Origin of the sequence: Pseudomonas sp. G5(2012) (assembly GCF_000408945.1) — a bacterium.
Classification (GTDB): domain Bacteria; phylum Pseudomonadota; class Gammaproteobacteria; order Pseudomonadales; family Pseudomonadaceae; genus Aquipseudomonas; species Aquipseudomonas umsongensis.
Genome location: NZ_APIO01000005.1, coordinates 1 through 25,532 on the forward strand (window position 1 = coordinate 1; position 25,532 = coordinate 25,532).

The window sequence follows — 25,532 nt, forward strand, 5'->3', positions numbered from 1 at the left end:
CGCCAGGGAGGTTTGCACCTGGGCAATGTGTACGCGGTTACTGGCGAAGGACAGCAGCAGGCCGGCGCCCCAGGCCAGAGTCAGGGCGAGCATCAGGGTTTGCGCGATGCGGGTCGCGGGCCAGCCGAGGCGCTCAGGGCGAACCCTTTTGTCATCGAGCACGCCGTCCCAGGGTGGTGTGGCGTGCCAAAGGTTATCCGTATTTTCTTTAGTTTCTTGACCCCCCTGCACCGGCAGGCTGAACCACAACCCGCGCAACGGCACGCCACGGTCGAACACCCGGAACAACGGCGCAAGAACTTGCCGCCAACGGGCAATGCCCTCGGCCTGCAAATCGCGGGACAGACGCAGCAGGAAATCATGGTTCATCGCGCCCCGTATCTGCACCCAACCACCGTCGCGCAGGGGTTGCACCAGGCTCTCCAGCCCGCTTTCCAAGGCCAGCGGCGTCACCTGTGACGGTAGCCAACAACCGATGGCCTGGGTCTGGCGTTTGTTCTGTTCCCATCCACTGTCGCAGACCTGCCACAGGTGCAGCGGCAACTGCCAGCGCAATTGGCGCGCCAGGTCTTGCAGGTGACGCACACCGGCGTCCATCGCGCTGGCGTCCATGCTCTGCTCTTTGTTCAAGGCCCAGATCACGCCGTCGAGACCGCGCCAGCGGCTCAGGCCTTGCCACGAGCTGAAGCGGCCATCAGCGAATTTGGTTTGGGTGCTGCCGCCCCAGAGCAGAACGGTGTCGTGGCCGGCAAGCCATTTTTTATCTTTCAGGTTGGGGGCGATGGCGGCGATTTGATCGGGTTCGCCGACGACCAGTAGCAGGCGGATTTTGCGGCGCCAAAGGAAACCGTGATTTTCGTGCAGGTGTTCCTTTAACTTAGCGACCCATGAATCGTCGTCCGGAACGGGCTCTTTGCTGAATGGCGAAATCGGCGCATCAACAGCCGCGCCCGTCACGCGCATCGCCCGCGCCACCGCCAATCGATCCCAAGCGAGCAATATCACCGGGCAGAACCAGCACAAGGCAAACCAGCTTCCACCCCCCCACAGCGCCAACGATTTGAGGGGCAGCCTTGGCCAGCCGAAGTACTCGTGGGTCAAGTCGTACAGCAGACAACCGAACACCACCACGACCGTCACGACCAGCAGATAGCCCAATCCCACCTTGATCAGAGAGCCTTCGCTCGCTTGCTTATTCATTGCCATGAGGCACCGCCATTCCAATAGCCAATCGATCGTTTCCGTCCTGACTCAGCCAACCACAAGGTTGTCCGGCCTCCTTTGCCTGCAACAACGCCAGGGACATGCCGATGAAAGGCGCCAATTGCGCCAACACGCCCCAGTACCCGGACAATTGATGTTCGCCAGACTGCCAGCCACCTTTCAGGAAAGTGCCCTGGCTGGTTTTATCCAGCGCCAGGCAATCGGGCGGTGCTGCGTCCAACCCGGCATAGCGCTGGATCTGTACACAGAGCTCAGCGGGCGACTCGTCGAGCTCACTCAACAAGTACTCGCCCCTGTGCAATAACTGGCGACCCTGGTGGCTCACCAGCCAGAGAAATCCAGCTTCACCGGGAAGATCCGGCTCGCCAGCGCTCTGCACCGAGACCACCCCGGCGCAAAGCAACCAATCCGCCTCATCGCGACAGTCGTGATGAAACGCATCAATGAGCGTGTCCAGATCGGCCAGGTCATCCAAAGGCATGCGCGCTTCGGGCAACACCACGTCGCCCTTGGCCACGGCCTTCAAGTACGCACTTTGACTGGCCTCATCCCCGATCCACGCAATCCCGCGCAACGACGGCCAGCGTTGTTTCAACTCGGGGAGTTCAAGCGTCATCCTGGCCAGGCGCCGGGCCAATGCTGGCGCACGCTCACTGGACGAACCCAGCGACACCGGGCAGCGCAACATGCGCTGTGTAGCGCCGTCGGGCTTCGATGGCTTGGGGGCGGGAACACCGGCCATCAAGCCGTTGTAATGTATTTGCTCATCGCCCACGGGCCCCAGGAGCAGCACGTGTTCCACCGGCAAACCCAAGCGGCGACGTCCCCACCAACGCTGCACCGCAGCCTCCACCGTGCGTCGATACACATCGCGGTTAAACAGGCAGATTTGCCACCCCAACACGCGCAGCGCTAGGGCCAACACCCAGCAAAAAGGCATGACTGCACTCCACATCCACAGTTCTCCCCTTGGCTGCTCCTCTGGCCATAACGACAACAAAACCGCCGACTGCAACCCCCAGAGCAACAGCAAAACCAGCCACCAACGGCGCCAATGCGGTTCATGCGGTTCGACAAGGTCCGGGTATTGCGGCGCACGGTTCATGGCGCCACGACCATGAACGAAGCCGCAAGCGAGCTGACCAGGGTGCAACCGCAATCACACTCATACCCGTGCAGGGCCACGAGCCTGCCGTCCATGATCGCCACCGAGGTACCCTCCGCGATGCGCGTCATGCCGTGCAAATCGCAGCGAGCCTGATCCCCCACGCAGGCAACCGGTTGGCCGAATGCCTCGTAGTGACCTTCAAGCACTTCACCACCGAAAGGGCTCATCGAGTCCCCCACACGTACCAGAGGCAACATCAGACGACCTCCCCGGTGAGTTCGAACAGACTGCCGGCCTCGCGCAGAAAGGCGGTGGTGCGGTCGATGCGTTGCGCATAGTCTTCCTGGGCAATCTGTTGCTTCAGCTCAGCCGCCACCTGGCCAATATGCGCCGTCGGCTTCAGCAACTGCGCGGCCTCCGGCAGGAACGGCAGCGCTACACCGCGCGCCTTGTCGATCACTTGATAGCCGATCGTGGCGCCACCGATGCCCGCGACCACCCCACCAACCCCGCCCAGCGCCCCACCCCGCTTAATGCCGTACACCGTGGCGCCGGCCAGCATCGCAACGCCCAGTATTCGCCCGGCCACTACCACCGGTGACAGGTCGCGGCTGTTGTCATTGCCGAAATACGTCATGCGATAGAAGAAGTAGCCCGCCCATATCTCACGCGAACCCAACGCGTCATGCATGAACCAGGCACGTGAGTCGTGTATCTGGTCATCGAACAACGCGACCACCAGCGCCATGCGCGGGTCCTTGCTGGGCGTGCCCCGGGCATCGCTGAACAATTGTTTGGTGCGCCGTTCACCTGCCGCCTTGATCGCAGCGTGGTCCTGCAACTCATCGTTTTCGTTGAGCAGATAGATGGCGTCGCGCAACAGCACATCGGTGATCGTGCCGACCGCACTGGTCTGCTGACGGTCGAAGCCCTTGTAGTCGCGCTTGAACTCCGCAGCCGCCTGGCTGAGTTGGGTCTTGTCGATCTGCGGTTCATAGATGGGCGGGCCGGGGTGGTTCGTCGCCGCCTGGGGCGTTTTCAGCCGATCGGCGAAGACGATTTTTTTCTGCTTTTCATAGGCCTCACGTTGATCACTGGTGTCGAACACAGTGACTTCATTGGCCTGGATGAAGAACGGCTGATGCCTGTAGCTGTCGTTATTCTGCAACGGGTCATCGGCGTAACGACCGATGCGCCAACCGGTGATCCAGCCCAGTTGATCGGCCAGTGTTTCTTCCAAGGTGATGCCGAGTTGCTGTGGTTTGTACTCCCAGGGTTTTGTGTGGGTGGGGGTGTCGGGGGTGATGCCTGGGAGGGTGTGGCGCCAGGCGTTGAAGCGTTCGACTACCGTTGGGTGGACTTTGAATTCAGTGAATGTTGATTCAGACATGCCACGCCACAATTTCTCTGGCTGGAGTCCTTTCGGCAGCACCGTCTCCGGCACCTGCAACGGCGCGCCCGCAGCGAAGGCCTCGGCATACATATCGTGCAGGACGATTTGTGATACCAGCTCATTGGTGCCCCCGCGAGCCTTACCCTGGTCATTCTGCGGATAACCACCCCCAACATCAGAATGCACACCGGGGTACACCACTTCATAGGTATGGAGCGGGTACTGACCGTCCTCGTTGCGGATCGAGTCCAGCGGAAAACACGAGCGCTGCTCGAAGGCCGCGACGAAGTGCCGGCAGCATTTGACGAAGTTCGGAAATTTCGCGGCGTCAGGTAACAACTGACTGTCATCGGCCCAGTCCATGTGACCCGCAAAAAAAGGCGCCGCATGGGCGATGCCGACCGAGGCGACGGTGTCTAGCACACCGAGAAATTCGATGCTGACCGGCAAGCCGATCAGACGTTGCTCAGGAAACTGGGCCCCGGTCGGGGTGTCGAACAACTGGCTCAGCCAGTTCACGAAAGTACGAGCTTCCGCCGCCCCGCGCGAGAATCCGTACACGTACAGTTTGACTGCCAATACTTTAGGCTGCAGGGACTTTTCTTTACAGGCCTCCATGGGGCCCAACAGCCCGTGCATGACTCGTCGTCGTTTGCCTTCCCCCAGGCCGCTCATCAGCGGTGCCTGCCAGGTGCTCATGGCATTGACTGCTTTTTTTCTGTCGGCTTTGGATAACTCTTTCTTAGTTAATGCAAACCTCAGCGCATGGGCCAATGACACCAATGCCCAATTGATGCGATCTTCACCACCCGTCGCATACCTCAGCCCCTCCGCGCTGTAATCCAGTTCGCCAATTTCGGGAAAGGGAGTACCTACACCAGGCATGTAAAAAGAAAAAAAGCCCTCTTTTTCTGCCTGTTCACCCCTGAGCGACGCATGAAAAAGCTTGGCAATATTACTGGGGTGGTTTTTCTTGGTATCGTTATCTTCATTATTGTTAGTACCATCGAAAAACAAACTGACATGCAAACTTTGAACGCATTCGAACCGCTGGGACCTCCCTTTGGAGTTGACCTGTTGATGGTGACTGTCTTCCTCGGCAGTTTGCTTGTCGCAGTTGCAAGTCACCGTCAGAACCTCCCCCGGCAAACGCCCTACCACGGGAAAAGCGGGCGGTGCCCAGACCTTAGCACTCAGATTATTTTTTACTTCGGACATACAGATGGCTCCTTCATCCGCTTAGGTTCTTTAATAGGGTTATTGGGTGACCCGTACCCCCAGCACGACGTTGTAACTTTTATTTGATTGCAACTTAAAAAATGCACACTCAAACCACAAGAGTCCGTACCTTGCCACTCGGGGATATCCACCGTGGCGCTGTAGTGCTTATATTTAGCTTTATGTTCCAATTGAGCCAGCCGATATCCCTCTGGATCAGATGGCCACTTCGAGTACGCAAATTGATCGGTATCCACCTCCCACTCAATGTAAGCCTTTAAACCAGGCCTCCATTTAATTGGCATGACAATACAGCAAGAACTTCCGCCGCCACCGTATGCTCTATAACCATTGACTGAAAACCAATTGATCGCATGCAAGGTATGGTTAACCGCTTTTAGATTCCCTCCCGCCATTTCGTTGTCCGCTGTGGAGCATCCAACCAACGTCAACACAAACACACCCAACAACCATCGAACCCAGGTTACTTTCATTGTCGATCCCCCAACACCGGAAAGATGGGCGATATCCAGACCTTAACGCTCGAGTTAATTTTTACTTCGGGCATACGGATGGCTCCTTCATTCCCATAGGTACTCTGATCGGATAACTAGGTGAACTGGGTGCCCAGCAAGAAGTCGTAACCTTTACCTGGTTACAGGTGAAAAAATGCACTTTAAGATCACATGACTCCGCTCCCGGCCACTCTGGAATATCCACCTTGATGCTGTAACGTTGAAAATTCGCTTCATGCGCAGCCCACGCCGCTTCATCGAACCCATACCCAGTAGTTTTTCTTTTTATTTTTGCAAACGGTTCCGGGTCAACTTCCCATTCAATATGCGCCTTCAAGCCAGGACGCCATTTAGTCGGCATGATAATGCAGCAAGAACGTCCCCCACCCCCGTCGGCCCGGTAACCATTCACCGAGAGCCAATTGATATTGCTCAGCGTATGATTAACCGCTTGTATATTTGCTCCCGCCAATTCGTTGTCCGTTGTGGAACATCCAACCAACATCAACACAAACACACCCAACAACCATCGAACCCTGGTTATTTTCATTGTCGATTCCTCAGCACCGGAAAGACGGGCGATATCCAGACCTTAGCCATTGAATTAATTTTTACTTCGGGCATACGGATGGCTCCTTCATTCCCATAGGTACTCTGATCGGATAATTAGGTGAACTGGGTGCCCAGCAAGAAGTCGTAACCTTTACCTGGTTACAGGTAAAAAAATGCACTTTAAGATCACATGATTCCGTTCCTCGCCACTCTGGAATATTTACTATTGTGCGATGGTGTTGATATTTAGCCTTATGAACTTTCATAAATTTCCTAAACTCTTTCGTCCCGAGAGGCGGCGACTCAGCATAAGGATCAGTATCAACTTCCCATTCAATATGCGCCTTCAAGCCAGGACGCCATTTCGTCGGCATGATAATGCAGCAAGAACGTCCCCCACCCCCGTCGGCCCGGTAACCATTTACCGAAAGCCAATTGATATTGCTCAGCGTATGATTAATCGCTTGTATATTTCCTCCCGCCATTTCGTTGTCCGCTGTGGAACATCCAACCAACACCAACGCAAACACACCCAACAACCATCTAACCCAGGTTATTTTCATTGTCGACTTCCTAACACCGGAAAGACGGGCGATATCCAGACCTCAGCCCTCGGGTTAATTTTTACTTCGGGCATACGGAAGGCTCCTTCATTCCCATAGGTACTCTGATCGGATAATTAGGTGAACTGGGTGCCCAGCAAGAAGTCGTAACCTCTACCTGGTTACAGGTGAAAAAATGCACCTTAAGATCGCATGACTCCGTTCCTGGCCACTCTGGAATTTCCACGACAGTGCTGTAGCGCTGATAGTTGGCCTTATGCTTAGCTTGAGCTACTCTATAGCCATCAGTCCCTAGCGGCGGCCATTTAGAATAAGCATAAGGATCAGTATCAACTTCCCATTCAATATGCGCCTTTAAACCAGGACGCCATTTAGTCGGCATGATAATGCAGCAAGAACGTCCCCCACCCCCATCAGCCCGATAGCCATTCACCGAGAGCCAATTGATATTGTTCAGCGTATGATTAACCGCTTGTATATTCCCTCCCGCCATTTCGTTGTCCGCTGTGGAACATCCAACCAACATCAACACAAACACACCCAACAACCATCGAACCCAGGTTATTTTCATTGTCGACTCCCCTGCAACGGAAAGATGGGCGACATCCAGACCTTAGCCCTCGAGTTAACTTTTACTTCGGGCATACGGGTGGCTCCTTCATTTCCATAGGTGCTTTGATCGGATAATTAGGTGAGCTGGGTGCCCAGCAAGAAGTCGTAACCTCTACCTGGTTACAGGTGAAAAAATGCACCTTAAGATCGCACGACTCCGTTCCTGACCACTCTGGAACATCCACTGTGGTGCTGTAATGCTTGTATTTGGCTTTATGCTTCAACTGAGCCGCGCGATATCCCTCTGGATCAGATGGCCATTTAGAGTAGGCAAATTGATCGGTATCAACTTCCCATTCAATATGCGCCTTCAAACCAGGACGCCATTTCGTAGGCATAATAATGCAGCAAGAACGTCCCCCACCCCCATCAGCCCGATAGCCATTCACCGAGAGCCAATTGATATTGTTCAGCGTATGATTAACCGCTTGTATATTCCCTCCCGCCATTTCGTTGTCCGCCGTGGAACATCCCACCAACGCCAATCCAAATAAACCCAACAACCATATCGCCCACATTGTTTTCATTGTCATCTCCATCACCGACCATTCCCTGATTTCAGTTCAGGCTGCATGGGAAAATCCCGAATGAGCGTCTCTCCCATGAAACCGGACGATAAAAGTTATACCTGGCCCATATCCTGGTCGTTCGTTTTGCGAATACCCTCCGCCGACATCGGAATGCATACCGAGGTGCACCATTTCATAGTCAGCTCAAAGTCGTTGGCGCGCGTACTCGACTATATTGCCAAAGTAATTCTCTCGACTTGCTTGCATGGCAATCGTGTACAACATCTCAAAACGTCTTTCCTTGCTATCGTCCAGATAATCAAACTCAACGCGCACCAGAAGTTTCTGGGCATCACTAATACATCCGATCATTTCGCATTGTTCATCATTAAGTTCCACGCAGGGTTCGACTTCGATGCTGCTCTGTTTCGTCAAGCAATTGCTTTGTAGCCATTGCGGCTGGTCGTCGCGATCAAGCCAGCCCCAAAAGCAAGCGACTCGCAGGAACTCGGCGCGCTGTTCGGTGGTGAGGATGGAATTCACCAGCACGGGAAAGATTCGCGGATCGTAGAAACGCAACAAGCCAGCTTGTCCACCCCACTGCAGTTGGGACAGGGCTCGCAAGGCATGACTCAGTTCTTCAAACGGCAGGTTCGAAATCAGAACCATCAGGCGAGCATCTGCTGCGCAGTGCTCGATGAGTTCTTCCAGCCAAGCCTTGTGCTGCCAAATAGTCAGGTCCAGGCGCATCAACAGCGGTGCCTGGTCCAGCAGGTTTTCCTCTGGTGTACCGGTGAACAATGAGAACCAAGGCACCTTGGGACTCAATTGCTGCAGCCCGGGAACAGCGCATTTGCTCCACGTGGCTTGATCGAGCAAAAGATCAACTTCCTGTACTTCCGTTCTGGCGCACACCTGCTCGATCTGCTCCAGCCATGGGATAGGCAATTTCATCTGTATATCTCCTCGATCAGCCTTGGCGCATCAGCAAGCCAATGGCGTTTTTCCGAGCCTTTTGCAGGCACTCCTCGCACACCGACTTCGGCAGCTCCATCAACGGAAAACGCTGGCCGCCAGGCCCCTCCCAAACGTGCTGTCCTCTGGACAGTAGTTTGGTGGGGCTATCGAATAGAATTCCGTCGGTTGGGCTGAGGCGGATTAATGCTTCTCCGCTGCCGAGCGTGATGCCCTTCTTGGCCAACAACTGCAGCTCCCCCTGCACCGACTGCACGGTGATGTCCTGCTGGGCAATCAGGTTCATCAGATCGCCGTGGGATTCGATTTCCAGTGGGCCTTCGCCGGAGACCAGGCGCATGCCTTCGCGCTGGGCGAGCAGTGAGATGCCTTTTTTGGCGTGTGCCGACAGGCGCCGGTCGGCGGCGAGGTGGATGTCGTCACGGCTTTGCAGGTACATCCCGTCGCCACTGTTGAGCAGCAGACTGGCCGGTGTGACTGCGCCGATGCCGTCGGGGGCGCTCAAGAGGATGGCTGGGGCGGACAGGTCTTTGGCGTCCGCTTGTAGTTGCTGCAGACCGTCGATGGCGGGTGGTCGACTGTTATGGGCCTGGGCAATTTCCTGCCACTGGGCCATTTGTTGTCGGGCGCTTTCGATCTGGCGGGTGGCCGGCGCCATGGCGAGTACATCGTCAGCAGCCTGGGGCTGTTCATCGGCGCTGATGAACAACCCTTTGCCCGCGCGCAGCGCCCCCCAATCATCCGTACGCAGTTCAAACCCTTCCCCTCGCTGCTGCTTCTTGGCATCCACCAGATGCCCCAAATTCAGCTGGCTCTTGCCGCCATACTCGGTGCTGAGCTTGATGTGCTCCTGCCCCCGTAGATCTTCCATGCGCAACTTGTTGTTGGCCGGGGTGCGTAGCACGTTGCGGGTGTAGTCGCGCTTGCGCAGGGTCACGTGGTCCGGGTGTTCGCTGTCGTGCAGGGCGTGGGCGATGTAGGGGCGGTCGGGGTCGCCCTGTTCGAAGGCGATGGCCACTTCGGTGCCGCAGATCAGCGGCAGGTGCAGCCCAAAGGTGTCGCCGGCGTAGGCGCGCGCCTGGCGCAGCCACATGCTTTCTTCGCCGAGCTTCCACGGGTCGCGGTCGAACAGGAAGTTGACCTTGTAGCGGCCTTCGACGTCGATTTCGGCGTATTGATCGTGGGCTTCGCCACTGGTGACGCGGGCCGGGACGGTGCCGGCGATTTGGGGTTTCGGCGGCAGTGGCGGACGGAAGCACAGGGTTTCCGCATAGGGCATGGCTTCAAAGCGGCACTCGAAGCTGGCATCGCGGGCGGCACGGGTACGCACGGCGATGATCGCGCACCGCGGGGTGAAGGCCTTGGGTGCGCCGCCGGTGACGGTCAGCACCTGACCCGGTGCGAGGGTGGCGCTGCTTGTGATGCCGCGAAGGCGGGTCTGCTCGTTGAGGTAGCGCTCGTGGCGCAAGCGCGCGTAGAAAAAACCGCTTTCGCTTGCCAGGCCTTCGTGCCGGTCATAGGCGTCGCCGAGCACGCGGTAGGGTTCGGCGTAGTGGTAGGCCTCGCCGTAGGTGATTTTCGCACCGCGGGTCTGGTCGACGTCGGCGTCGAGGTGGGCATTGGCGTCAAGGGGGTGGTAGGTGCGGATGTTGACGTTTTTTTCCACTACCTGGTGGTGGGTTTGCAGGCCCCACACGCCGTCCGCATCGCTGCTGCTGAGCCCCGCGGGCGAGTAGTACGGCAGCTCGACGTCGAACTGGTAGCCGCGCTGACCATCGCAGAATTCCACGACGTCGATGTGCAGGCGTTGGTCGCTGGTGAGGCGGTACCAGATGCCGACCTCGGCCAGCAGCCGGCTGATGAAAGCCAGGTCGCTTTCACCGTACTGCATGACCTGCTCGCGCCGGGGGTAGTCACGCACCAGGCGGAACAGGAAGTCCTGGCCACGGAAGTCGTGGCGGCTGCGCAGGATGCTTTCGACGATTTCCGGCACCGACTGATCCTGGTAGATGCGGTATTGCCGGCCGCGTTCAAGCAAGGCCAAACGCGGTTGCAGGATGAGTTCGTAGCGGGCTTCGTCACGGGAGGCACACAGGCGCTTGAGGCCGGTGATCACGCCGTGCAGCGTGCGCAACGGTTTGACCTCGGGCACTTCCCAAGGCATCGGCGCGACGTTCGATGGCGCCGCGTGCAAGCTGAAAGAGGCGTCCTTGCCCAGCAGCTGTTCGGCTTCAAGATCGAGCTCGGCGCTGGTGAACTCTATCTCGTAGGTGAAGGGTTGGCTGAGGCGTTCTTCGCCGCGGAAGGCGAGGACATCGAGGTGGGGCTCCAGGTTGCGGACCCAGAGTTTATGGCGGCTGTGGTTGAAGAAAACGGTTGGTGCGGTGCTCATGTACAGACCTCCCTGAGAGCATACGGGGAGGCTTCATTTCCATCCCTCGTTCAAGTGCTCGACAGCTTTAGGGAAGCTGACACGTGCTGAAAATAAGACGTTTCCTTTTTGTGCGTAGGACGCGTCTTTGATTGGTGTATCTGATATGTAGGAGTTTTCCCGCTCTTGGCGCCAGGCCTCTCTGCCGCCGCCATCCCAGCGATAGCGGCGTAACGTTCAACCAAATATTGATTGTCAGGCCCTCATCGCGGGCAAGCCCGCTCCCACAGATTGCATCTGCAGATTCAGACCGGCTGGTTACACCTCAATCAGATGCTTGAGCGGGTTGTAGCTACTTTTCAAGGTCGCCGCCACATCCAGAATCGCCTTCTCGATGCCATTCAAATGGATGCACGTCAGCTCGATCGCCGCGCTCTGGTTGCCCGCCTCGATGTACTCGATCAAACGCAGGTGTTCGTCGTCGCGGCAGGCTTCGTGGCTGTCGTCATCGAGCGCGGCGGCGTACAGCGAGGCCCGGGAGATCAGCTTCTGGAACCAGTCGAGCAACACCGGGTTGTTCAGGCTGCGGGCCAGCTTGATGTGGAACTCGCCGAGCAGGTGGATCAACCGTTCGTGGTCACCGTTGCGATGCGCTTCATCCTCGAGCAGCAAGTGATCGCGCAAATCCCGGGTCACCGCCGTATCGCGCCGGCGACACAATTCACTGACGATGCCGATCTCGACCAGGCGCCGGGTTTCGAACAACGAACGGATCTCTTCGTCGCTCGGCAGCGACACCGACGCACCTTTATTGGGCTCGGTGGTGACCAGTCCATCGGCTTCCAATTGCTTGAGCGCGGCACGAACTGACGTACGGCTGACATTGAAAAGTTCGGCCAACGAAGCCTCGCCCAGCTTCATGCCGGGACGCAGCGAGCGTTTGCTGATCGCCTCGTAAACCCCTTGGTAGACGCGGTCCACCGTGGTTTCCAGTTTCTTTTCCGCCATTCGAAGACTCCTTCAGTGCTGTGCAACCGGCCCCAGGCGAATCAACAGCCTTGAAAAAGGGGGTTGCACGAGCAGGTTAATCCGGGTATTTCTAAATTGCATCCAGATTTTGCATACAATAATTAGAGGAATGCACCATTATGGGTCATCCAGTTGCAATCGAAGTGCGTAATGTCTCCAAGCGGTATTCCGACGATCCAGGGCTGGCACCCGCTCTGGACAACGTTTCAGTCGACATTGCCGATAACGAGTTCTTCACACTGCTCGGCCCTTCCGGCTGTGGCAAGACCACTTTACTGCGCACCATCGCCGGCTTCGAGCATGTCAGCGAGGGTGAGATTCGCCTCGCCGGTGAACCGGTCAACGATCTGCCGCCGTTCAAGCGTCGAGTCAACACAGTGTTCCAGAGCTACGCGCTGTTTCCACACATGAGTGTTGCGCAGAATATCGCCTTCGGCCTCGAGATGCAGGGTCTTGATCGCACGCTGATCGCGCAGCGGGTCGATGAAATGCTGGCGCTGGTGCAAATGCAGCACCTGGCCAAGCGCAAACCCGCCGAATTGTCCGGCGGCCAGCAGCAACGGGTGGCTCTGGCACGGGCCCTGGCGCCGAAACCGAAAGTGCTGTTGCTGGACGAGCCGCTGTCGGCGCTGGACCTCAAGCTGCGCAAGGAAATGCAGGTCGAACTCAAGCGGGTGCAGAAGGAAGCCGGGATTACCTTCATTTTCGTCACCCACGATCAGGAAGAAGCCTTGACCCTGTCCGATCGCATTGCGGTGATGTCCGCCGGCAAGATCCTGCAGGTCGGCACGCCCAATGACATTTACGAACGGCCGCAGCATCAGTTCGTCGCGCAGTTCATTGGCGATATCAACTTCCTGCCCGGCCACCTCAAGCGCGGCCAGCACAATGAAAACCTGTTCGTGCCCAACGGCATGCCGGTGGAAATCCCCTGCCTGCCTCAAGGCATCGACGGCAAGGTGCAACTGGCATTCCGCCCGGAACGTTCACAACTGGTGGACCCGGCGCAACCGCACCACCTGCGCGGCGTGATCGAAGCCGTGCTGTACGTCGGCACCGCGACCTTGTACCAGTGCCGCCTGAACAACGACATCAAGGTGATGCTGCGGGAGAACAACGAGGGCCTCAATCGCAACCGTGGCGTCGGTGATCGGGTGGCGGTCAACCTGCCCCCCCACGCCTGCCTGTTGATGGAGGCTTGAGATGAGCGTCAGCAGCACTTCCCCAGCCCTCAACCGCGCGCTGTTGCTCAGCCCGGTGGTCCTGACCCTGCTGGCCCTGATCGCCATTCCGTTGGGCATCATGGGCTACATCAGCCTGCTACCGCGCAACGTCTATGGCGGCGTCGACTGGCAGGCCGACTGGCAATTGCAAAGCTACGTGCAGCTGTTTTTCCAGGAAGGTTTCGATGGCGAGTTGGAGCTCAACTGGGTCTACGCCCAGGCGCTGTTGCGCTCGGTGTTCCAGGCCGGTGGCACCACGGTGTTGTGTTTCCTGTTCGGCTTTCCAGTGGCGCTGTGGATGTCGAGCCTGACCCCGCGTCGGCGCAATCTGATGGTGTTGCTGATCACCATCCCGTTCTGGACCAACCTGCTGATCCGCAACTACGCCTGGTTGATCATCCTGCGCGAACAGGGCTGGGTCGCCCAGAGCCTCAACGCACTGCTCCCCAGTGCCGGCGGCATCACCCTGCTCTACAACGACTTCGCGGTCAGCGTCGGGCTGGTCTACAGCTTCCTGCCGTTCATGATCCTGCCGATTTACTCGACCCTGGAAAAACTCGACTGGCGTTTGGTGGAAGCCGCTTATGACCTGGGCGCCAATCGCTGGCACGCACTGCGGCGGATCATCCTGCCGCTGTCGATGCCAGGGGTGATTGCCGGTTCCCTGTTGGTGTTCGTGCCGAGCCTGGGAGCCTTTATCACCCCGGCGATTCTCGGCGGCGGCAAGACCCTGATGATCGGCAACCTGATCCAGCAACAGTTCGGCACCGCGCGCAACTGGCCCCTGGGCAGTTCGCTGTCGTTCCTGCTACTGGGGATTCTGCTGCTGTCGTTGGTGCTGTACGCCCTGTATAGCCGCAGCGCCGCCAAAACTCTTCGTCGGGGAGCTACCGCATGATCGCCCTGCACCTGAAAAAACTGCCAATGACCCGGGAAGTCAGCCTGCTGATCCTGGCCTACCTGTACCTGCCGATCTTCGTGTTGATCGCCTACAGCTTCAACGCCAACCGCTCGGCGACGGTGTGGACCGAGTTCTCGTTCGCCTGGTACGGGCGGATTTTGGCCAACCCGTCTATCCAGACCGCCGCGCTGAACTCGATCATCGTCGCCGGCATCGCCACGGTCTGTGCCACGGCGATTGCCTTGCTCGCGGCGCTGGCGACCTACCGGCCGTTCTACGGCCAGAAGATGGTCGAAGGGGGGATCAACCTGCCGCTGATCCTGCCGGAGATCGTCACCGCGGTGGCCACCCTGCTGCTGTTCATGGCGCTGGGGATCAAGCTGGGGTTGCTGACGGTGATCGTCGCGCACATCGGCTTCTGCATTCCCTTCGCCTACCTGCCGATTCGCGCGCGGCTCAATGACCTGGACAAGAGCCTGCTGGAAGCGGCGAACGACCTGTACGCCAACCCGTGGCAGGTGTTTCGCCGGGTGACGCTGCCGCTGTTGTGGCCGGCGGTGCTGTCCGGGTCGGTGCTGGCGTTCGTGGTCAGCCTCGACGATTTCATCATGACCTTCTTCGTCGCCGGCCCCGGTTCGACCACCTTGCCGGTGTACATCTTCTCCGCGATCAAGGCCGGCGTGACGCCGGAGATCAACGCGATCTCGACCCTGATGCTGGTGATTTCCATCGTGCTGGTGGTGCTGGCCTTCTGGCTGGGACAGCGCGGCAAACAACAATGAGCCTGGAGTGTTCGTCCATGAAAGTGAAAAGCCTGCGTTTCGCCGTTGCCAGTCTGGCCCTGAGCTGCTTCACCGCATTCAGCGCCCACGCCGCCGAGCCCAAGGAGCTGTTCTTCTACAACTGGACCGATTACTACCCGGTCGAGCTGTTGGCCAAGTTCGAAAAGGAGACCGGGATCAAGGTCACCATGGACGGCTACGACAGCAACGAAACCCTGTTGGCCAAATTGCAGGCCGGTGGTGCGGCGTATGACGTGATCGTGCCGTCGCAGTCGATCATGCGCACTTTGATCAACCAGGACCTGCTGCTGCAAATCGACGCCTCGACCCTGCCCAACTTCCAGTACGTCAAGCCGGCGTTCCGCAACCCAAGCTTCGACCCTGGCCGCAAATTCTCGGCACCGTACCTGTGGGGCAGCACCGGGTTTTCCTATGACAGCGCGCGGGTGCCTGGCGGCAAGCTGGACGATTCGTGGAAAGAGTTCTTCGAACCACGCAAGGAACTGCAAGGGCAGCTGGCTGCCCTCGACACCTCCAGCAGCGTGATCAACGCCGCCAGTCATTACCTGAACGTCGACGAATGCACGGAAAACCCGCAGGACGCCAAGCGCATTCTCGAACTGCTGCAAAAACAGAAGCCCTTCCTGAAGATGTACAGCTCGGACAACACCGTCGACCGCATGGCTTCCGGTGAAGTGATCATGATGCAGAACTGGAACGGCTCCACCGCCCGGGCCACCTTGCAGAAGAGCACCATCAAGTACGTGTATCCGAAAGAAGGCCTGGCGATGTTCCAGGACAACTTCGCCGTGCCGAAAAGCGCACCGCACCCCGGCAACGCGAAGATCTTCATCGACTGGATGATGAAACCGGAAAACGCCGCCGCCGTGTCCAACGCCATTGCCTACGCCAACGGCATCCAGAGCGACAAGCTGATCGACGCCAAGTGGCGAGTCATGGACGCCATCAACATGCCCGACGAATTCGCCTCGCGTCTGCGCCCGGAGAAGGAATGCAGCAACAAGGCGCGTGAGCTGCAGGACCGCATTTGGGCGAAGCTCAAGGGCTGATCCCAAACCGAGTCGCGGCCTTCGCGAGCAGGCTCGCTCCCACAGGGTTCGGGGGTTACCCCAGATTCTGTGTCCCACATAAAACCATTGTGGGAGCGAGCCTGCTCGCGAAGAGGCCCGCCCAAACAACACAGAATTTGAGGTATGCAATGACCCAACCCCGCTGGCTGCGCAACGTGCGCCCCTACGGCGCCCCCGCCGAAGACCTGCTGATCGAGAACGGCCGGTTCAGCCAACGCCGTCCCGCTTCGAACGAAGCCTTGTCGGCCACCGACATCGACGGCCAAAACCAGCTGCTGACCCCCGCCCTGGTGGAAAGCCACGTGCACCTGGACAAAACCCTCTGGGGCCAGCCCTGGCGCCCGAACAGCGCAGGTCCCACCCTCAAGGACTACATCGCCAACGAGCGGCGCATCCTGCGCGAAGTCACCGTACCGATCGCGCAACGCGCCGGTGCCCTGCTGGAAAACTGCATCGCCCGCGGCTCGCTGACCCTGCGCTGCCACGTCGATATCGATCCGGAATTCGGCCTGCGCCATGTCGAAGCCATGCAGCAACTGCAGGAACAATACCGCGACCTGATCGACCTGCAACTGGTGGTATTCCCGCAAACCGGCCTGATCAGCCACCCCGGCACCGCCGAACTGATGCGCGAAGCCATGGCCCTGGGCGTCGAGAACGTCGGCGGCCTTGACCCGTGTGGCATCGACAACGACCCGATCGCGCAACTCGACTTTGTGTTCAAACTGGCCAGCGAGTTCGACCGTGGCGTCGACATTCACCTGCACGACAAGGGTGAGCTGGGCCTGTGGCAGATCGCCCTGATCGCCGATTACACCCAGCGCTTCGGTCTTCAAGACCGGGTGATGATCAGTCATGCCTATTGCCTGGGGATGTTGCCGTGGAGCCAGGTCAAACCGGTGGCTGAACGCCTGGCAATATTGGGCATTTCGCTGATGAGTTCGGCGCCGGCCGATTGCGCGGTGCCGCCGTTCCTGGCGTTGCGCGAGGTTGGCGTGAATGTGTGCCTGGGTTCGGACGGCATCCGCGACGCCTGGTCGCCCATGGGCAACGGCGACATGCTGGAGCGGGCGATGTTGCTGGCGTTTCGTTTCGATCTGAACAGGGACGAAGAACTGGCGGCGGCATTTGAGGCGGCGACGGTCAATGGTGCCCGGGCGCTGGGTCATGACGGTGTTGGCCTGGAGATTGGCCAACCGGCGAACTTCCTGTTGATGCCCGTGCAGACGTTGGGCGAAGCCGTGGTTTCACGGCCACCGCGCGAGGTCTATCGCGGCGGGCAGTTGATCGCTTCCGGCGGTCGTTTACTGGAAAGTCGTTTGTGAAGCGCATCGGACTTCGGGCCAGTTGCGTGGTCGGCTTCGACGGCACGCAACATGTGCTGTGGCGCAACGGCGAAGTGGTGTTTGAAGGCTCGCGCATTGTGTTTGTCGGGCGTGATTTTCCCGGGCCGGTGGATCAGTGGATTGATTACGGCAACGCGCTGATCGGCCCAGGCTTCATCGATCTGGATGCCCTGGGCGATCTCGACTCCACGGTGCTGACCCTGGACAACGGCGACGAGCGCGACATGGGCCGGATGTGGTCGGCGCAGTATCTGGCGCGCGGTCCACGGGAGAGCTACAGCCCCGAAGAAGAAGTCTTCAAGTACCGCTACGCCTTCACCCAATTGATCCGCAACGGCATCACCACAGCCATGCCGATCACCTCGATGTACTACCGCGAGTGGGCCGAGACCTACGACGAGTTTGCCGCGGTGGCCGGCGTGGCGGTCGAGTTGGGACTGCGCACCTACCTCGGCCCCTGCTACATGAGCGGCATGAGTTACTGGCAGGCCGACGGCACGCTGGCCCATCACTGGGACGAAGCCCGGGGCCTGGCCGGGCTCGATGCGGCCGAGCGGTTTTTCCAGGACTTCGACGGTGCTCATCAAGGGTTGATTCGCGGCGCTCTGCTGCCGGATCGCATCCAGACGTGCACACCAGCATTGCTGCAACGCACTGCTGCACTGAGCCGGGAACTCAACGCGCCGATGCGTTTGCATTGCTGCCAGGGGCTCGGCGAAGTGGCGATGGTGGAACAACTTCGCGGTTGTTCGCCGCTGGGCTGGCTGCAGGATCTGGGCCTGCTGACCCCGCGCAGCCTGTTGCCCCACGGCATCTACACCCACGGCGATGACGACCTGCAACGCGTGGTCGATGGTGGCGCCAGCCTGGTGCACTGCCCGGTGGTGTTTGCCCGCGATGGCGAGGCGCTGAATTCGTTTGGTCGCTATCGCGCCAAGGGAGTCAATTTCGCCCTGGGCACCGACACCTGGCCGGCGGACTTGCTGGACAACATGCGCCAGGGCTTGAACATCGCGCGCTTGATGGAGGGCGGCAATACGCTCACCAGCGCGCTGGACCTGTACAACGCCGCCACTCTCGGCGGCGCCAAGGCCTTGGGCCGCGAAGATATTGGTCGCCTGGCACCGGGGGCCAAGGCCGACATCAGCGTGTTCAGCCTGCGCGGACTGCACTTGGGGCCGCTGTTCGACCCGCTGAAGAACCTGCTCCTGGCCGGGCGCGGTGACGATTGCATCGCTAGCTACATCGATGGCCGCTGCGTGATGCAGGACGGTCAGGTACGGGGTGTCGACTACCCCGCCCTGCAACGCCAGGCCCAACAGCAATTCGAAAAACTGATGCGCAGCCACAGCGACCGGGCCTTCGGCCAACCGGACTGGAGGACTCTGTTCCAGCCGGCCATCCCGTTCGCCGACGACTACAGCGCACAGGTGCCGCTGTGCGCCATCGATCCACTCCTTTAGAGAATTCTGCCCATGCAAAGCTTCGACTTCAGCCAACTGAGCCCACGGGACAAGTACAAGATTCTGATCGGCAGCGTGGTGCCACGACCGATTGCACTGGTCACCACCGTCGACGCTGAAGGCCGCGTCAACGCCGCACCGTTCAGCTTTTTCAACGCGCTGTCGGCCGATCCGCCGATCCTTGCGCTGGGCGTGGAGAACTACGGCGACCAGAGTCCCAAGGACACCACGCGCAACATCCAGCTCAACCAGGAGTTCACCGTGAACATCGTCAGCGATGCCCTGGTGGAAGCCATGAACGTCTGCGCCGTACCTTTCGCCCCCGGTTTCGACGAACTGACCGCCGCCGGCCTCACCGCCATCCCTGGCACCTCGGTCAAATGCCCGCGCATCGGCGAGGCACCGGTGGCGCTGGAATGCCGGCGGATGATGGCGCTGAACATCGGTCAGTCGCGGGAGATCATTTTTGGTGAAGTGCTGATGGCCCATGTGCGTGATGAGCTGATCGACCCGAAGACGTTGTACATCGATCAACTCGGGCTTGATGCGATCGGGCGGATGGGTGGGCATGGGTATGCGCGTACCCGGGATTATTTCGACCTGCCGACCCGCTCGTTGCAGGCGTGGACGGATGCGCCGGGGGGTGGCGAGCGGTTTTGGCCAATCGCCAAGTAACCGTCTTCCCACTGATCGTTCCCACGCTCCGCGTGGGAATGCATCCCGTGACGCTCCGCGTCACCTACAGAAGCGGAACGCGGAGCGTCCCCGGCGGCGTTCCCACGCGGAGCGTGGGAACGATCTGTGTGCGGGGGTCAGCGGAAATCCCGGCTGCGCACGCTGATGCCGTCGAGCAGTGGACTCAAGTCGCTCAAGCGCCCGGCAATCAAATGCCGCACCTCTCCCTCCTTCTCCCAGCGCCCATCGACCTTGAGCAACTGCGAGCCCACCAGCACCTGGCGCTGGCGCTCGGCCAGGTCGCGCCAGACCACCACGTTGACGTTGCCGAACTCGTCTTCCAGGGTGACGAAGGTCACGCCACTGGCGGTGCTCGGGCGTTGTCGGCCGGTTACCAGCCCGGCGACGCTGACCGGTCGCCCGTGCTCCACCTCCAGCAACTCCTTCGAACTGCGGCAGCGACGGGCTTTCAACTCACCACGCAACAAGGCCAGCGGATGCGGCCCGAGAGTGGTGCCGAGGCTGTTGTAATCGGCCAACAGGTCTTCGCCGACCGTGGGTTTGGGCAGCGCCACCGCGCCTTCCTCCTGACGGGGCAGGCCGGCAAACAGGCCGAGCTGCTTTTGCACCCCCGCCACTTCCCAGCGCGCCCTATGCCGGTCACCGGCCAGCCCGCGCAAGGCACCGGCATCGGCCAGTTGTTCCTGGGCGCGGGCATCCAGGCATGCCCGTTCGCCAAGGTCCGCGATGTCGACAAAGGCGCCTTTCGAACGCGCCGCCTCGATGCGCCGGGCGTCGTCCTGGCGAAAGCCCTTGATCATGCGCAACCCCATGCGAATCGCCGGTTGCGCACCGGCAATCGGTTCGAGGCTGCAATCCCAGTCGCTGGCCCGCACGTCTACCGGACGAATCTGCAAATGGTGACGGCGCGCGTCCTGCAGGATCTGGTCCGGGCTGTAGAAACCCATGGGCCAGCTGTTGATCAGGGCACAGGCGAAGGCCGCCGGTTCGTGGCATTTCAACCAGCAACTGGCGTAGGTCAACAAGGCAAAACTGGCGGCATGGGATTCGGGAAAACCGTAGCTGCCAAAGCCTTTGATCTGCTCGAAGATCTGCGCGGCGAAATCGGCGGTGTAGCCTTTTTTCTTCATCCCGGCGGCCAGGCGATCCCTATGCGGTTCCAGTCCGCCATGGCGTTTCCAGGCCGCCATGGAGCGGCGCAACTGATCGGCTTCGCCGGGGCTGTAGTCGGCGGCGACGATGGCGATCTGCATGACCTGCTCCTGGAACAGCGGCACGCCGAGGGTGCGCTTCAACACCTCGCGCAACTCTTCGGAGGGATAGCTTTCGAGCTCTTCCTTGTTCCGCCGCCGCAGGTACGGGTGCACCATGCCGCCCTGGATAGGACCGGGGCGAACGATGGCCACCTCGATCACCAGGTCATAGAACTCGCGGGGCTTGAGCCTGGGCAGCATCGACATCTGTGCCCGGGACTCGATCTGGAACACGCCGATGGTGTCGGCACGGCCAATCATGTCGTAGGTCAATGGGTCTTCGGAGGGGATCGTTGCCAGGCTCAAGTCCAGGTTGCGATGACGACGCAGCAAATCGAGACAACGACGAATCGCGCTGAGCATGCCTAATGCAAGGATATCCACCTTGAGCAGGCCGACCGCGTCCAGATCGTCCTTGTCCCACTGGATGATGGTGCGCTCCGCCATGGCAGCGTTTTCCACCGGCACCAGGGTGTCCAGGGGATGCTCGGAAATCACGAAACCACCGGGGTGCTGTGACAGGTGCCGGGGGAAACCGATCAGTTGCCCGGTCAAGCTCAATACCCGGCGCAACACCGGGCTCTCGGGGTCGAAACCGCCTTCGCGCAGGCGCTCCACGGGCGGTGTTTCATCACTCCAGTGACCACAGCAATCGGCCAGGGCATTGATCTGGTCCGGCGGCAACCCCAACGCCTTGGCCACATCGCGCACCGCGCCCGCCGCGTGATAGGTGCTGACCACGGCGGTCAATGCCGCGCGGGTCCGCCCATAGCGCTGGAACACGTACTGCAAGACTTCTTCACGGCGCTCGTGCTCGAAGTCCACATCAATGTCCGGCGGTTCGTCGCGCTCTTTGGAAAGAAAGCGCTCGAACAGCATGTTCATCCGGTCGGGGTCGATCTCGGTAATGCCCAAGGCGAAACACACCGCCGAGTTGGCCGCCGAGCCTCGGCCCTGACAGAGGATTTTCTCGCGCCGGGCGAAGGCGACGATGTCCTGGACAGTGAGGAAATAACTCTCGTAGCCCAGCTCGGCAATCAGCCCCAGCTCCTTGTCGATCAGCCCGCGGACCTTCTCGCTCGCACCCTGGGGCCAGCGCTGGCGCATGCCCCGCTCAGTCAATTCCCGTAGCCAGGACGCTGCACTGTGCCCATCGGGCACCAGTTCGCGCGGATACTGATAACGCAACTGACCCAGATCAAAGGTGCAGCGCCGGGCAATGTCCAGGGTTTCGTCGAGCAAGGCTGGCGGATAGAGCTCGCGCAACACATCGAGGCCGCGCAGGTGCCGTTCGCCATTGGGGTGCAGGCGCAGTCCGGCATCGGCTACCGGCAGGTGATGACGGATCGCGGTCATGGTGTCCTGCAGGGCCCGGCGCCCGCGCGCATGCATGTGCACATCGCCGCTGGCCACCGCGGGTATCCGCAGTTCCCCGGCCAGCGCCAGGAGATCATTCAGTCGTCGGGTATCGTCCTGGCCGCGATGCAGCTGGACCGCCAGCCACAGGCGTTCGGCGAAGACCTGCTTCAACCAATGGCCCTGCTCAAGGTCATTGACCGCGTCCGGTACCCACAGCGCCAACAGTCCTGGCAATGCTTCGTCGAAGTCTTCGCGCAGCACTTGATACTGACCTTTTTGCGTACGACGTCGAGCTCGTGTGATCAGTCGGCACAGGGTCTGGTACCCCTCGAGGTTTTCCACCAGCAACACCAGCTTCGGGCCGTTCTCAATGCGCACTTCACTGCCGATGATCAGTGGCAGCTCCACGGACTTCGCCGCTTGCCAGGCGCGGACAATACCCGCCAGGGTGCACTCGTCGGTGATCGCCAGGGCCTGATAGCCCTGTTTTTTCGCCCGCTGGAACAATTCCAGGGCACTGGAAGCACCGCGCTGGAAACTGAAGTTCGACAGGCAGTGCAACTCGGCATATCCGGCGTTCACGCGAACCAGCCCTGCAGCCACAACGGACCACCCTCGCCCACCGCACGGTAGGCCCAACCCTGCTGTCCGGCACGGGTTTCGATCAAGTAGTAATCACGGCGCACGTCATCGCCGTCCCACCAACCGGACTCGATGCGTTCCGGCCCCATGAGGATGCGCGTCGAGCCTTCGTGCACCGCCAGCGGTTCGGTCAGCAGCCAGCCCGGTCGCTGCACGGTCGGCAATCGCGCACCGGGCTGGCTGTCGGCACTGGCCTGCCACGCGCACTCGGGCCTGTGATCGGCCTGGAAGCGCAGGCCCTGCACGGCATCATCCCCCAGCCGTGCGCGCAGGCGTTCGCGCAGTTGCTCCCAGGGCAAAGTCTGCTGCGGGCGATCGTCGAACAGCTCCTGAAACTGCGGAACGAAGCTCGGCAAATCTTCGGCGCGCAGGCGAAAACCGCGCACAGGGGCCTCGACCTGGACTTGCTCCAGGCGCCCTCGCGCCAGTTCGAACAGCATCGCCGGATCACGTTCGGCACTGAGCAGGCCGACCTTGATCAGCGTGTCCGGCAATCCGGCGTGCTCCAGGTGCAGGTCGAAACGCTGCACACCGCTGTCCCGACCGCACAGGAACGTCGACAGATCCCCCGTCAGGCGGCGCAACGGAAACAGCAAGGCCTGATGGGACTGCACATCGAAATTGAGCTCGATGCGCACATCGAAACGGTCCGGCGGCAGGTAGAACGCCAGCGCCAGGCGTCGTATGCCCAGCAATTCATCCAGGTGCTTGAGCACCTGGGCCTCGAAACGCCGGGCCAGGCTGTGCCGGGGCAACGCCTGCATCTGGCTCAAGGTGCGCAGGCCCATGCGCGACAACGCCGTGGCCACGCTGGCCGCCAGACCGATGCGGTCGATGGGCATGTGCCCCAGGTGATGCTGCAAGGCTTGCTCGTCGGCCACCACCAGGCCGTCGTAGGCGTTGGCCAGCATCCGCGCCGCCACCGGATTGGGCGCCGCGACGATGCGGTGACGAAACCCCAGTTCGCCGAGTTCGCTGCGCAGGCGCGCCTCGAATTGCGGCCAGGGGCCGAACAGTCCCAGGCTGGACTCGATTTCGAACACCAGCGCCCGCGGATAATGCACGCTGACCTGGGAGCTGAAGCGATAAGCCCAGGCGGCCAGGAATTGCTGCCAGTGTTCGATATCCGCGACGTCGTACTCGGCGGTGGCAAAGCCCTTGCTCAAGGCCTGGGCGGCGCTCATGGACTGGCCGGGGCGCAGACCCAGCGCCCGCGCCGGGCCATTGACCGCCTGCAGCACCCGCCGCTGGGCCGGGCCGGTCAGCAGTGCCAGCGGCTCCTGGGGGTCGGCGCGCTGACGCAGTACCGCGTCCAGCGCCAATTGCGGAAACAGAATACAGACCCAGCGCATGGCAACCTCAATGCCCCACGGCGAAGGCAATCGGCGCCGAGCGGGCCAATCCGCCGCGGCACTTGAGCACCCGTAATTGCGCGGGCTTGGCATCGATGGCGATGCGCAGGGCCGCTGGCGAAGGGTTGATCGCTTCGCTGAGCGAGCGATAGGCGAACGCCAGGGTCGAGCCGGTTTCCGCCGCCACCTGCAAGCGGCGCAAGGCGCGGTCATCGGCCTTGTGCGGCCAGCACAGCACCGCACCACAACTGCCCGAACGCAGGCATTGTTCCGCCGCCCACAACGCATCGCGCTCGCTGGCCTGGATGATCGACAACTGGCGCAGATCGACCCCGGCGTTCTGCCAGGCCTGGGGGTATGGCACGCAGGGCGGCGCCACCAGCACAATGCGCTCGCCCGCCGCCGATAGCCGCGCCAGCGCCGGCCACACCAGTTGCAACTCGCCCACGCCCTGCCCGGCCAGGAGGATTTCCGTCAGCGCCGCCTCCGGCCAACCGCCCGTGGGCAGTGCCGCATCCAGTGCGGCATGGCCGGTGGGTTGCGGGCTGGCGGCCGGCGGCGCAGGCCGGCCCCTCCAGACCTGGCCGCCATTGAACAGCGTATCCAGCGCAACGACGGCACCCATCAGCCTTGCCTCACCAGGCCGCAGAACACCCCTTCGATGGCCAGGTCCCGGTCGGCCTCGACGATGATCGGTTGATAGGCCGGGTTGCGCGGCAACAGGCGAACCTGGTCGCCAACCCGCTCGAAGCGCTTGATGGTGACTTCACCGTCGAGCCGCGCCACGACGATCTGGCCATTGATGGCCTCGGGGCTGCGGTGCACGCCCACCAGGTCGCCGTCGAGAATGCCGTCCTCGATCATCGAGTCGCCGCGCACCCGCAGCATGTAGTCCGGCACCCGCGAGAAAATCGATGGGTCGAGCAACAAGCGGCTATGGACCTCGGCATCGGCACCGATCGGCGCACCGGCCGCCACCCGGCCGAGCACCGGGATGTCCAGCAACTCGGGACGCGGCGGCTGGCCGAGCAAGCGAATGCCCCGGGCCTGATGTGGATTGACCTCGATAAAACCGGCTTCGGTCAGCGCCAGCACATGCTTGCGCGCGACGCTGCGGGAGGCGAAGCCGAACGCCTCGCTGATTTCAGCGAGGCTCGGGGACTGACCATGCTCCGCGATTCGATCACGGATAAAAGTCAGGATGGCGGTACGGCGGGGAGTTAATGTCGTCATGGAGTACATTTGTACTCTTTCCGCAATTTCCTGGCAAGCCCCTACCCCCTGTAGGAGCGAGCATGCTCGCGAAAAACCCGAGGCCGTTGCGGGGTATCAGGCCCCCCGCGTTATCGTTGACG

22 protein-coding genes and 1 pseudogene are annotated in these 25,532 nt (G+C 60.5%); 7 read left to right on the plus strand and 16 right to left on the minus strand.

Annotated features, from left to right (window positions below; all coding sequences use genetic code 11):
- From PG5_RS02165 to PG5_RS02195, 12 genes and pseudogenes are all read right to left on the minus strand, one after another.
- Nucleotides 1–1,200, minus strand: a pseudogene (locus PG5_RS02165) (type VI secretion protein VasK); the annotation flags it as partial.
- Nucleotides 1,193–2,185 carry a hypothetical protein gene (locus PG5_RS02170; protein ID WP_042955213.1) on the minus strand — a complete coding sequence of 331 codons (993 nt, stop codon included), beginning with the start codon at nucleotides 2,183–2,185 and terminating at the stop codon, nucleotides 1,193–1,195. The pseudogene PG5_RS02165 and the gene PG5_RS02170, both read right to left, overlap by 8 nt.
- A 140-nt stretch (nucleotides 2,186–2,325) precedes the next feature.
- Nucleotides 2,326–2,589: a PAAR domain-containing protein gene (locus PG5_RS02175; protein ID WP_042955212.1), complete on the minus strand. Its 264-nt coding sequence runs from the start codon at nucleotides 2,587–2,589 to the stop codon at nucleotides 2,326–2,328.
- A complete protein-coding gene (locus tag PG5_RS02180; RefSeq protein WP_020795446.1) occupies nucleotides 2,589–4,943 on the minus strand; it encodes a DUF2235 domain-containing protein in 2,355 nt (784 codons plus the stop codon). Before PG5_RS02180 ends, PG5_RS02175 begins: the two co-directional genes overlap by 1 nt.
- Nucleotides 4,931–5,437: a DUF3304 domain-containing protein gene (locus PG5_RS33115; RefSeq protein ID WP_081648131.1), complete on the minus strand. Its 507-nt coding sequence runs from the start codon at nucleotides 5,435–5,437 to the stop codon at nucleotides 4,931–4,933. The genes PG5_RS02180 and PG5_RS33115 overlap by 13 nt, the downstream gene beginning before the upstream one ends.
- A 61-nt stretch (nucleotides 5,438–5,498) precedes the next feature.
- On the minus strand, nucleotides 5,499–6,008 hold the full coding sequence (locus PG5_RS33120; RefSeq protein ID WP_081648132.1) for a DUF3304 domain-containing protein: 510 nt from the start codon (nucleotides 6,006–6,008) through the stop codon (nucleotides 5,499–5,501).
- Nucleotides 6,009–6,069: 61 nt separating this feature from the next.
- Nucleotides 6,070–6,573, minus strand: coding sequence for a DUF3304 domain-containing protein (locus tag PG5_RS33125; RefSeq protein WP_081648133.1), 504 nt, complete (start codon nucleotides 6,571–6,573; stop codon nucleotides 6,070–6,072).
- 61 nt (nucleotides 6,574–6,634) lie between these two features.
- Nucleotides 6,635–7,144: a DUF3304 domain-containing protein gene (locus PG5_RS33130; protein ID WP_081648134.1), complete on the minus strand. Its 510-nt coding sequence runs from the start codon at nucleotides 7,142–7,144 to the stop codon at nucleotides 6,635–6,637.
- Between the two features lie 61 nt (nucleotides 7,145–7,205).
- Nucleotides 7,206–7,712, minus strand: a complete 507-nt coding sequence (locus PG5_RS33135; RefSeq protein WP_256227849.1) for a DUF3304 domain-containing protein — start codon at nucleotides 7,710–7,712, stop codon at nucleotides 7,206–7,208.
- A 186-nt stretch (nucleotides 7,713–7,898) separates the two neighbouring features.
- Nucleotides 7,899–8,648 carry a DUF4123 domain-containing protein gene (locus PG5_RS02185; RefSeq protein ID WP_020795448.1) on the minus strand — a complete coding sequence of 250 codons (750 nt, stop codon included), beginning with the start codon at nucleotides 8,646–8,648 and terminating at the stop codon, nucleotides 7,899–7,901.
- A 16-nt stretch (nucleotides 8,649–8,664) separates the two neighbouring features.
- Nucleotides 8,665–11,061 (minus strand): type VI secretion system Vgr family protein, encoded by a 2,397-nt coding sequence (locus PG5_RS02190; RefSeq protein WP_020795450.1) that lies wholly within the window; start codon nucleotides 11,059–11,061, stop codon nucleotides 8,665–8,667.
- 297 nt (nucleotides 11,062–11,358) lie between these two features.
- Nucleotides 11,359–12,048, minus strand: coding sequence for a GntR family transcriptional regulator (locus PG5_RS02195; protein WP_020795451.1), 690 nt, complete (start codon nucleotides 12,046–12,048; stop codon nucleotides 11,359–11,361).
- 140 nt (nucleotides 12,049–12,188) lie between these two features.
- Here PG5_RS02195 and PG5_RS02200 point away from each other — a divergent pair, with 140 nt between their 5' ends.
- From PG5_RS02200 to PG5_RS02230, 7 genes are all read left to right on the plus strand, one after another.
- On the plus strand, nucleotides 12,189–13,271 hold the full coding sequence (locus PG5_RS02200) for an ABC transporter ATP-binding protein (RefSeq protein ID WP_020795452.1): 1,083 nt from the start codon (nucleotides 12,189–12,191) through the stop codon (nucleotides 13,269–13,271).
- A gap of 1 nt (nucleotide 13,272) precedes the next feature.
- Entirely contained in the window at nucleotides 13,273–14,190 is a 918-nt protein-coding gene (locus PG5_RS02205) for an ABC transporter permease (protein WP_020795453.1), read from the plus strand.
- Nucleotides 14,187–14,975 (plus strand): ABC transporter permease, encoded by a 789-nt coding sequence (locus PG5_RS02210; protein WP_020795454.1) that lies wholly within the window; start codon nucleotides 14,187–14,189, stop codon nucleotides 14,973–14,975. The genes PG5_RS02205 and PG5_RS02210 overlap by 4 nt, the downstream gene beginning before the upstream one ends.
- 17 nt (nucleotides 14,976–14,992) lie before the next feature.
- Nucleotides 14,993–16,045 (plus strand): extracellular solute-binding protein, encoded by a 1,053-nt coding sequence (locus PG5_RS02215; protein WP_020795455.1) that lies wholly within the window; start codon nucleotides 14,993–14,995, stop codon nucleotides 16,043–16,045.
- A 149-nt stretch (nucleotides 16,046–16,194) separates the two neighbouring features.
- Nucleotides 16,195–17,391: an amidohydrolase family protein gene (locus PG5_RS02220; protein ID WP_020795456.1), complete on the plus strand. Its 1,197-nt coding sequence runs from the start codon at nucleotides 16,195–16,197 to the stop codon at nucleotides 17,389–17,391.
- The gene (locus PG5_RS02225) at nucleotides 17,388–18,875 is read left to right on the plus strand and encodes an amidohydrolase family protein (protein WP_020795457.1); all 1,488 of its coding nucleotides are present in this window, start codon (nucleotides 17,388–17,390) and stop codon (nucleotides 18,873–18,875) included. The genes PG5_RS02220 and PG5_RS02225 overlap by 4 nt, the downstream gene beginning before the upstream one ends.
- A gap of 12 nt (nucleotides 18,876–18,887) precedes the next feature.
- Nucleotides 18,888–19,550 (plus strand): flavin reductase family protein, encoded by a 663-nt coding sequence (locus PG5_RS02230; protein ID WP_020795458.1) that lies wholly within the window; start codon nucleotides 18,888–18,890, stop codon nucleotides 19,548–19,550.
- A 137-nt stretch (nucleotides 19,551–19,687) separates the two neighbouring features.
- Here the strand turns inward: PG5_RS02230 and PG5_RS02235 are convergent, their stop codons facing one another.
- Genes PG5_RS02235 through lexA form a run of 4 tightly spaced genes read right to left on the minus strand, consistent with a single transcriptional unit; the run spans nucleotide 19,688 to nucleotide 25,419 of the window.
- Nucleotides 19,688–22,786, minus strand: coding sequence for an error-prone DNA polymerase (locus PG5_RS02235; protein ID WP_177326130.1), 3,099 nt, complete (start codon nucleotides 22,784–22,786; stop codon nucleotides 19,688–19,690).
- Nucleotides 22,762–24,177: a DNA polymerase Y family protein gene (locus PG5_RS02240; protein WP_020795460.1), complete on the minus strand. Its 1,416-nt coding sequence runs from the start codon at nucleotides 24,175–24,177 to the stop codon at nucleotides 22,762–22,764. The genes PG5_RS02235 and PG5_RS02240 overlap by 25 nt, the downstream gene beginning before the upstream one ends.
- A 7-nt stretch (nucleotides 24,178–24,184) precedes the next feature.
- On the minus strand, nucleotides 24,185–24,802 hold the full coding sequence (gene imuA, locus PG5_RS02245; RefSeq protein ID WP_020795461.1) for a translesion DNA synthesis-associated protein ImuA: 618 nt from the start codon (nucleotides 24,800–24,802) through the stop codon (nucleotides 24,185–24,187).
- Nucleotides 24,802–25,419: a transcriptional repressor LexA gene (lexA, locus tag PG5_RS02250; protein ID WP_020795462.1), complete on the minus strand. Its 618-nt coding sequence runs from the start codon at nucleotides 25,417–25,419 to the stop codon at nucleotides 24,802–24,804. Before lexA ends, imuA begins: the two co-directional genes overlap by 1 nt.
- Nucleotides 25,420–25,532: the final 113 nt, after the last annotated feature.

Excerpts from the sequence above, each read along its gene's own strand:
- PG5_RS02175 (WP_042955212.1), bottom strand. The coding sequence starts at position 2,589 with ATGTTGCCTCTGGTACGTGTGGGGGACTCGATGAGCCCTTTCGGTGGT.
- PG5_RS02180 (WP_020795446.1), bottom strand. The coding sequence starts at position 4,943 with ATGTCCGAAGTAAAAAATAATCTGAGTGCTAAGGTCTGGGCACCGCCC.
- PG5_RS33115 (WP_081648131.1), bottom strand. The coding sequence starts at position 5,437 with ATGAAAGTAACCTGGGTTCGATGGTTGTTGGGTGTGTTTGTGTTGACG.
- PG5_RS33120 (WP_081648132.1), bottom strand. The coding sequence starts at position 6,008 with ATGAAAATAACCAGGGTTCGATGGTTGTTGGGTGTGTTTGTGTTGATG.
- PG5_RS33125 (WP_081648133.1), bottom strand. The coding sequence starts at position 6,573 with ATGAAAATAACCTGGGTTAGATGGTTGTTGGGTGTGTTTGCGTTGGTG.
- PG5_RS33130 (WP_081648134.1), bottom strand. The coding sequence starts at position 7,144 with ATGAAAATAACCTGGGTTCGATGGTTGTTGGGTGTGTTTGTGTTGATG.
- PG5_RS33135 (WP_256227849.1), bottom strand. The coding sequence starts at position 7,712 with ATGAAAACAATGTGGGCGATATGGTTGTTGGGTTTATTTGGATTGGCG.
- PG5_RS02185 (WP_020795448.1), bottom strand. The coding sequence starts at position 8,648 with ATGAAATTGCCTATCCCATGGCTGGAGCAGATCGAGCAGGTGTGCGCC.
- PG5_RS02190 (WP_020795450.1), bottom strand. The coding sequence starts at position 11,061 with ATGAGCACCGCACCAACCGTTTTCTTCAACCACAGCCGCCATAAACTC.
- PG5_RS02195 (WP_020795451.1), bottom strand. The coding sequence starts at position 12,048 with ATGGCGGAAAAGAAACTGGAAACCACGGTGGACCGCGTCTACCAAGGG.
- PG5_RS02200 (WP_020795452.1), top strand. The coding sequence starts at position 12,189 with ATGGGTCATCCAGTTGCAATCGAAGTGCGTAATGTCTCCAAGCGGTAT.
- PG5_RS02205 (WP_020795453.1), top strand. The coding sequence starts at position 13,273 with ATGAGCGTCAGCAGCACTTCCCCAGCCCTCAACCGCGCGCTGTTGCTC.
- PG5_RS02210 (WP_020795454.1), top strand. The coding sequence starts at position 14,187 with ATGATCGCCCTGCACCTGAAAAAACTGCCAATGACCCGGGAAGTCAGC.
- PG5_RS02215 (WP_020795455.1), top strand. The coding sequence starts at position 14,993 with ATGAAAGTGAAAAGCCTGCGTTTCGCCGTTGCCAGTCTGGCCCTGAGC.
- PG5_RS02220 (WP_020795456.1), top strand. The coding sequence starts at position 16,195 with ATGACCCAACCCCGCTGGCTGCGCAACGTGCGCCCCTACGGCGCCCCC.
- PG5_RS02230 (WP_020795458.1), top strand. The coding sequence starts at position 18,888 with ATGCAAAGCTTCGACTTCAGCCAACTGAGCCCACGGGACAAGTACAAG.
- PG5_RS02240 (WP_020795460.1), bottom strand. The coding sequence starts at position 24,177 with ATGCGCTGGGTCTGTATTCTGTTTCCGCAATTGGCGCTGGACGCGGTA.
- imuA (WP_020795461.1), bottom strand. The coding sequence starts at position 24,802 with ATGGGTGCCGTCGTTGCGCTGGATACGCTGTTCAATGGCGGCCAGGTC.
- lexA (WP_020795462.1), bottom strand. The coding sequence starts at position 25,419 with ATGTACTCCATGACGACATTAACTCCCCGCCGTACCGCCATCCTGACT.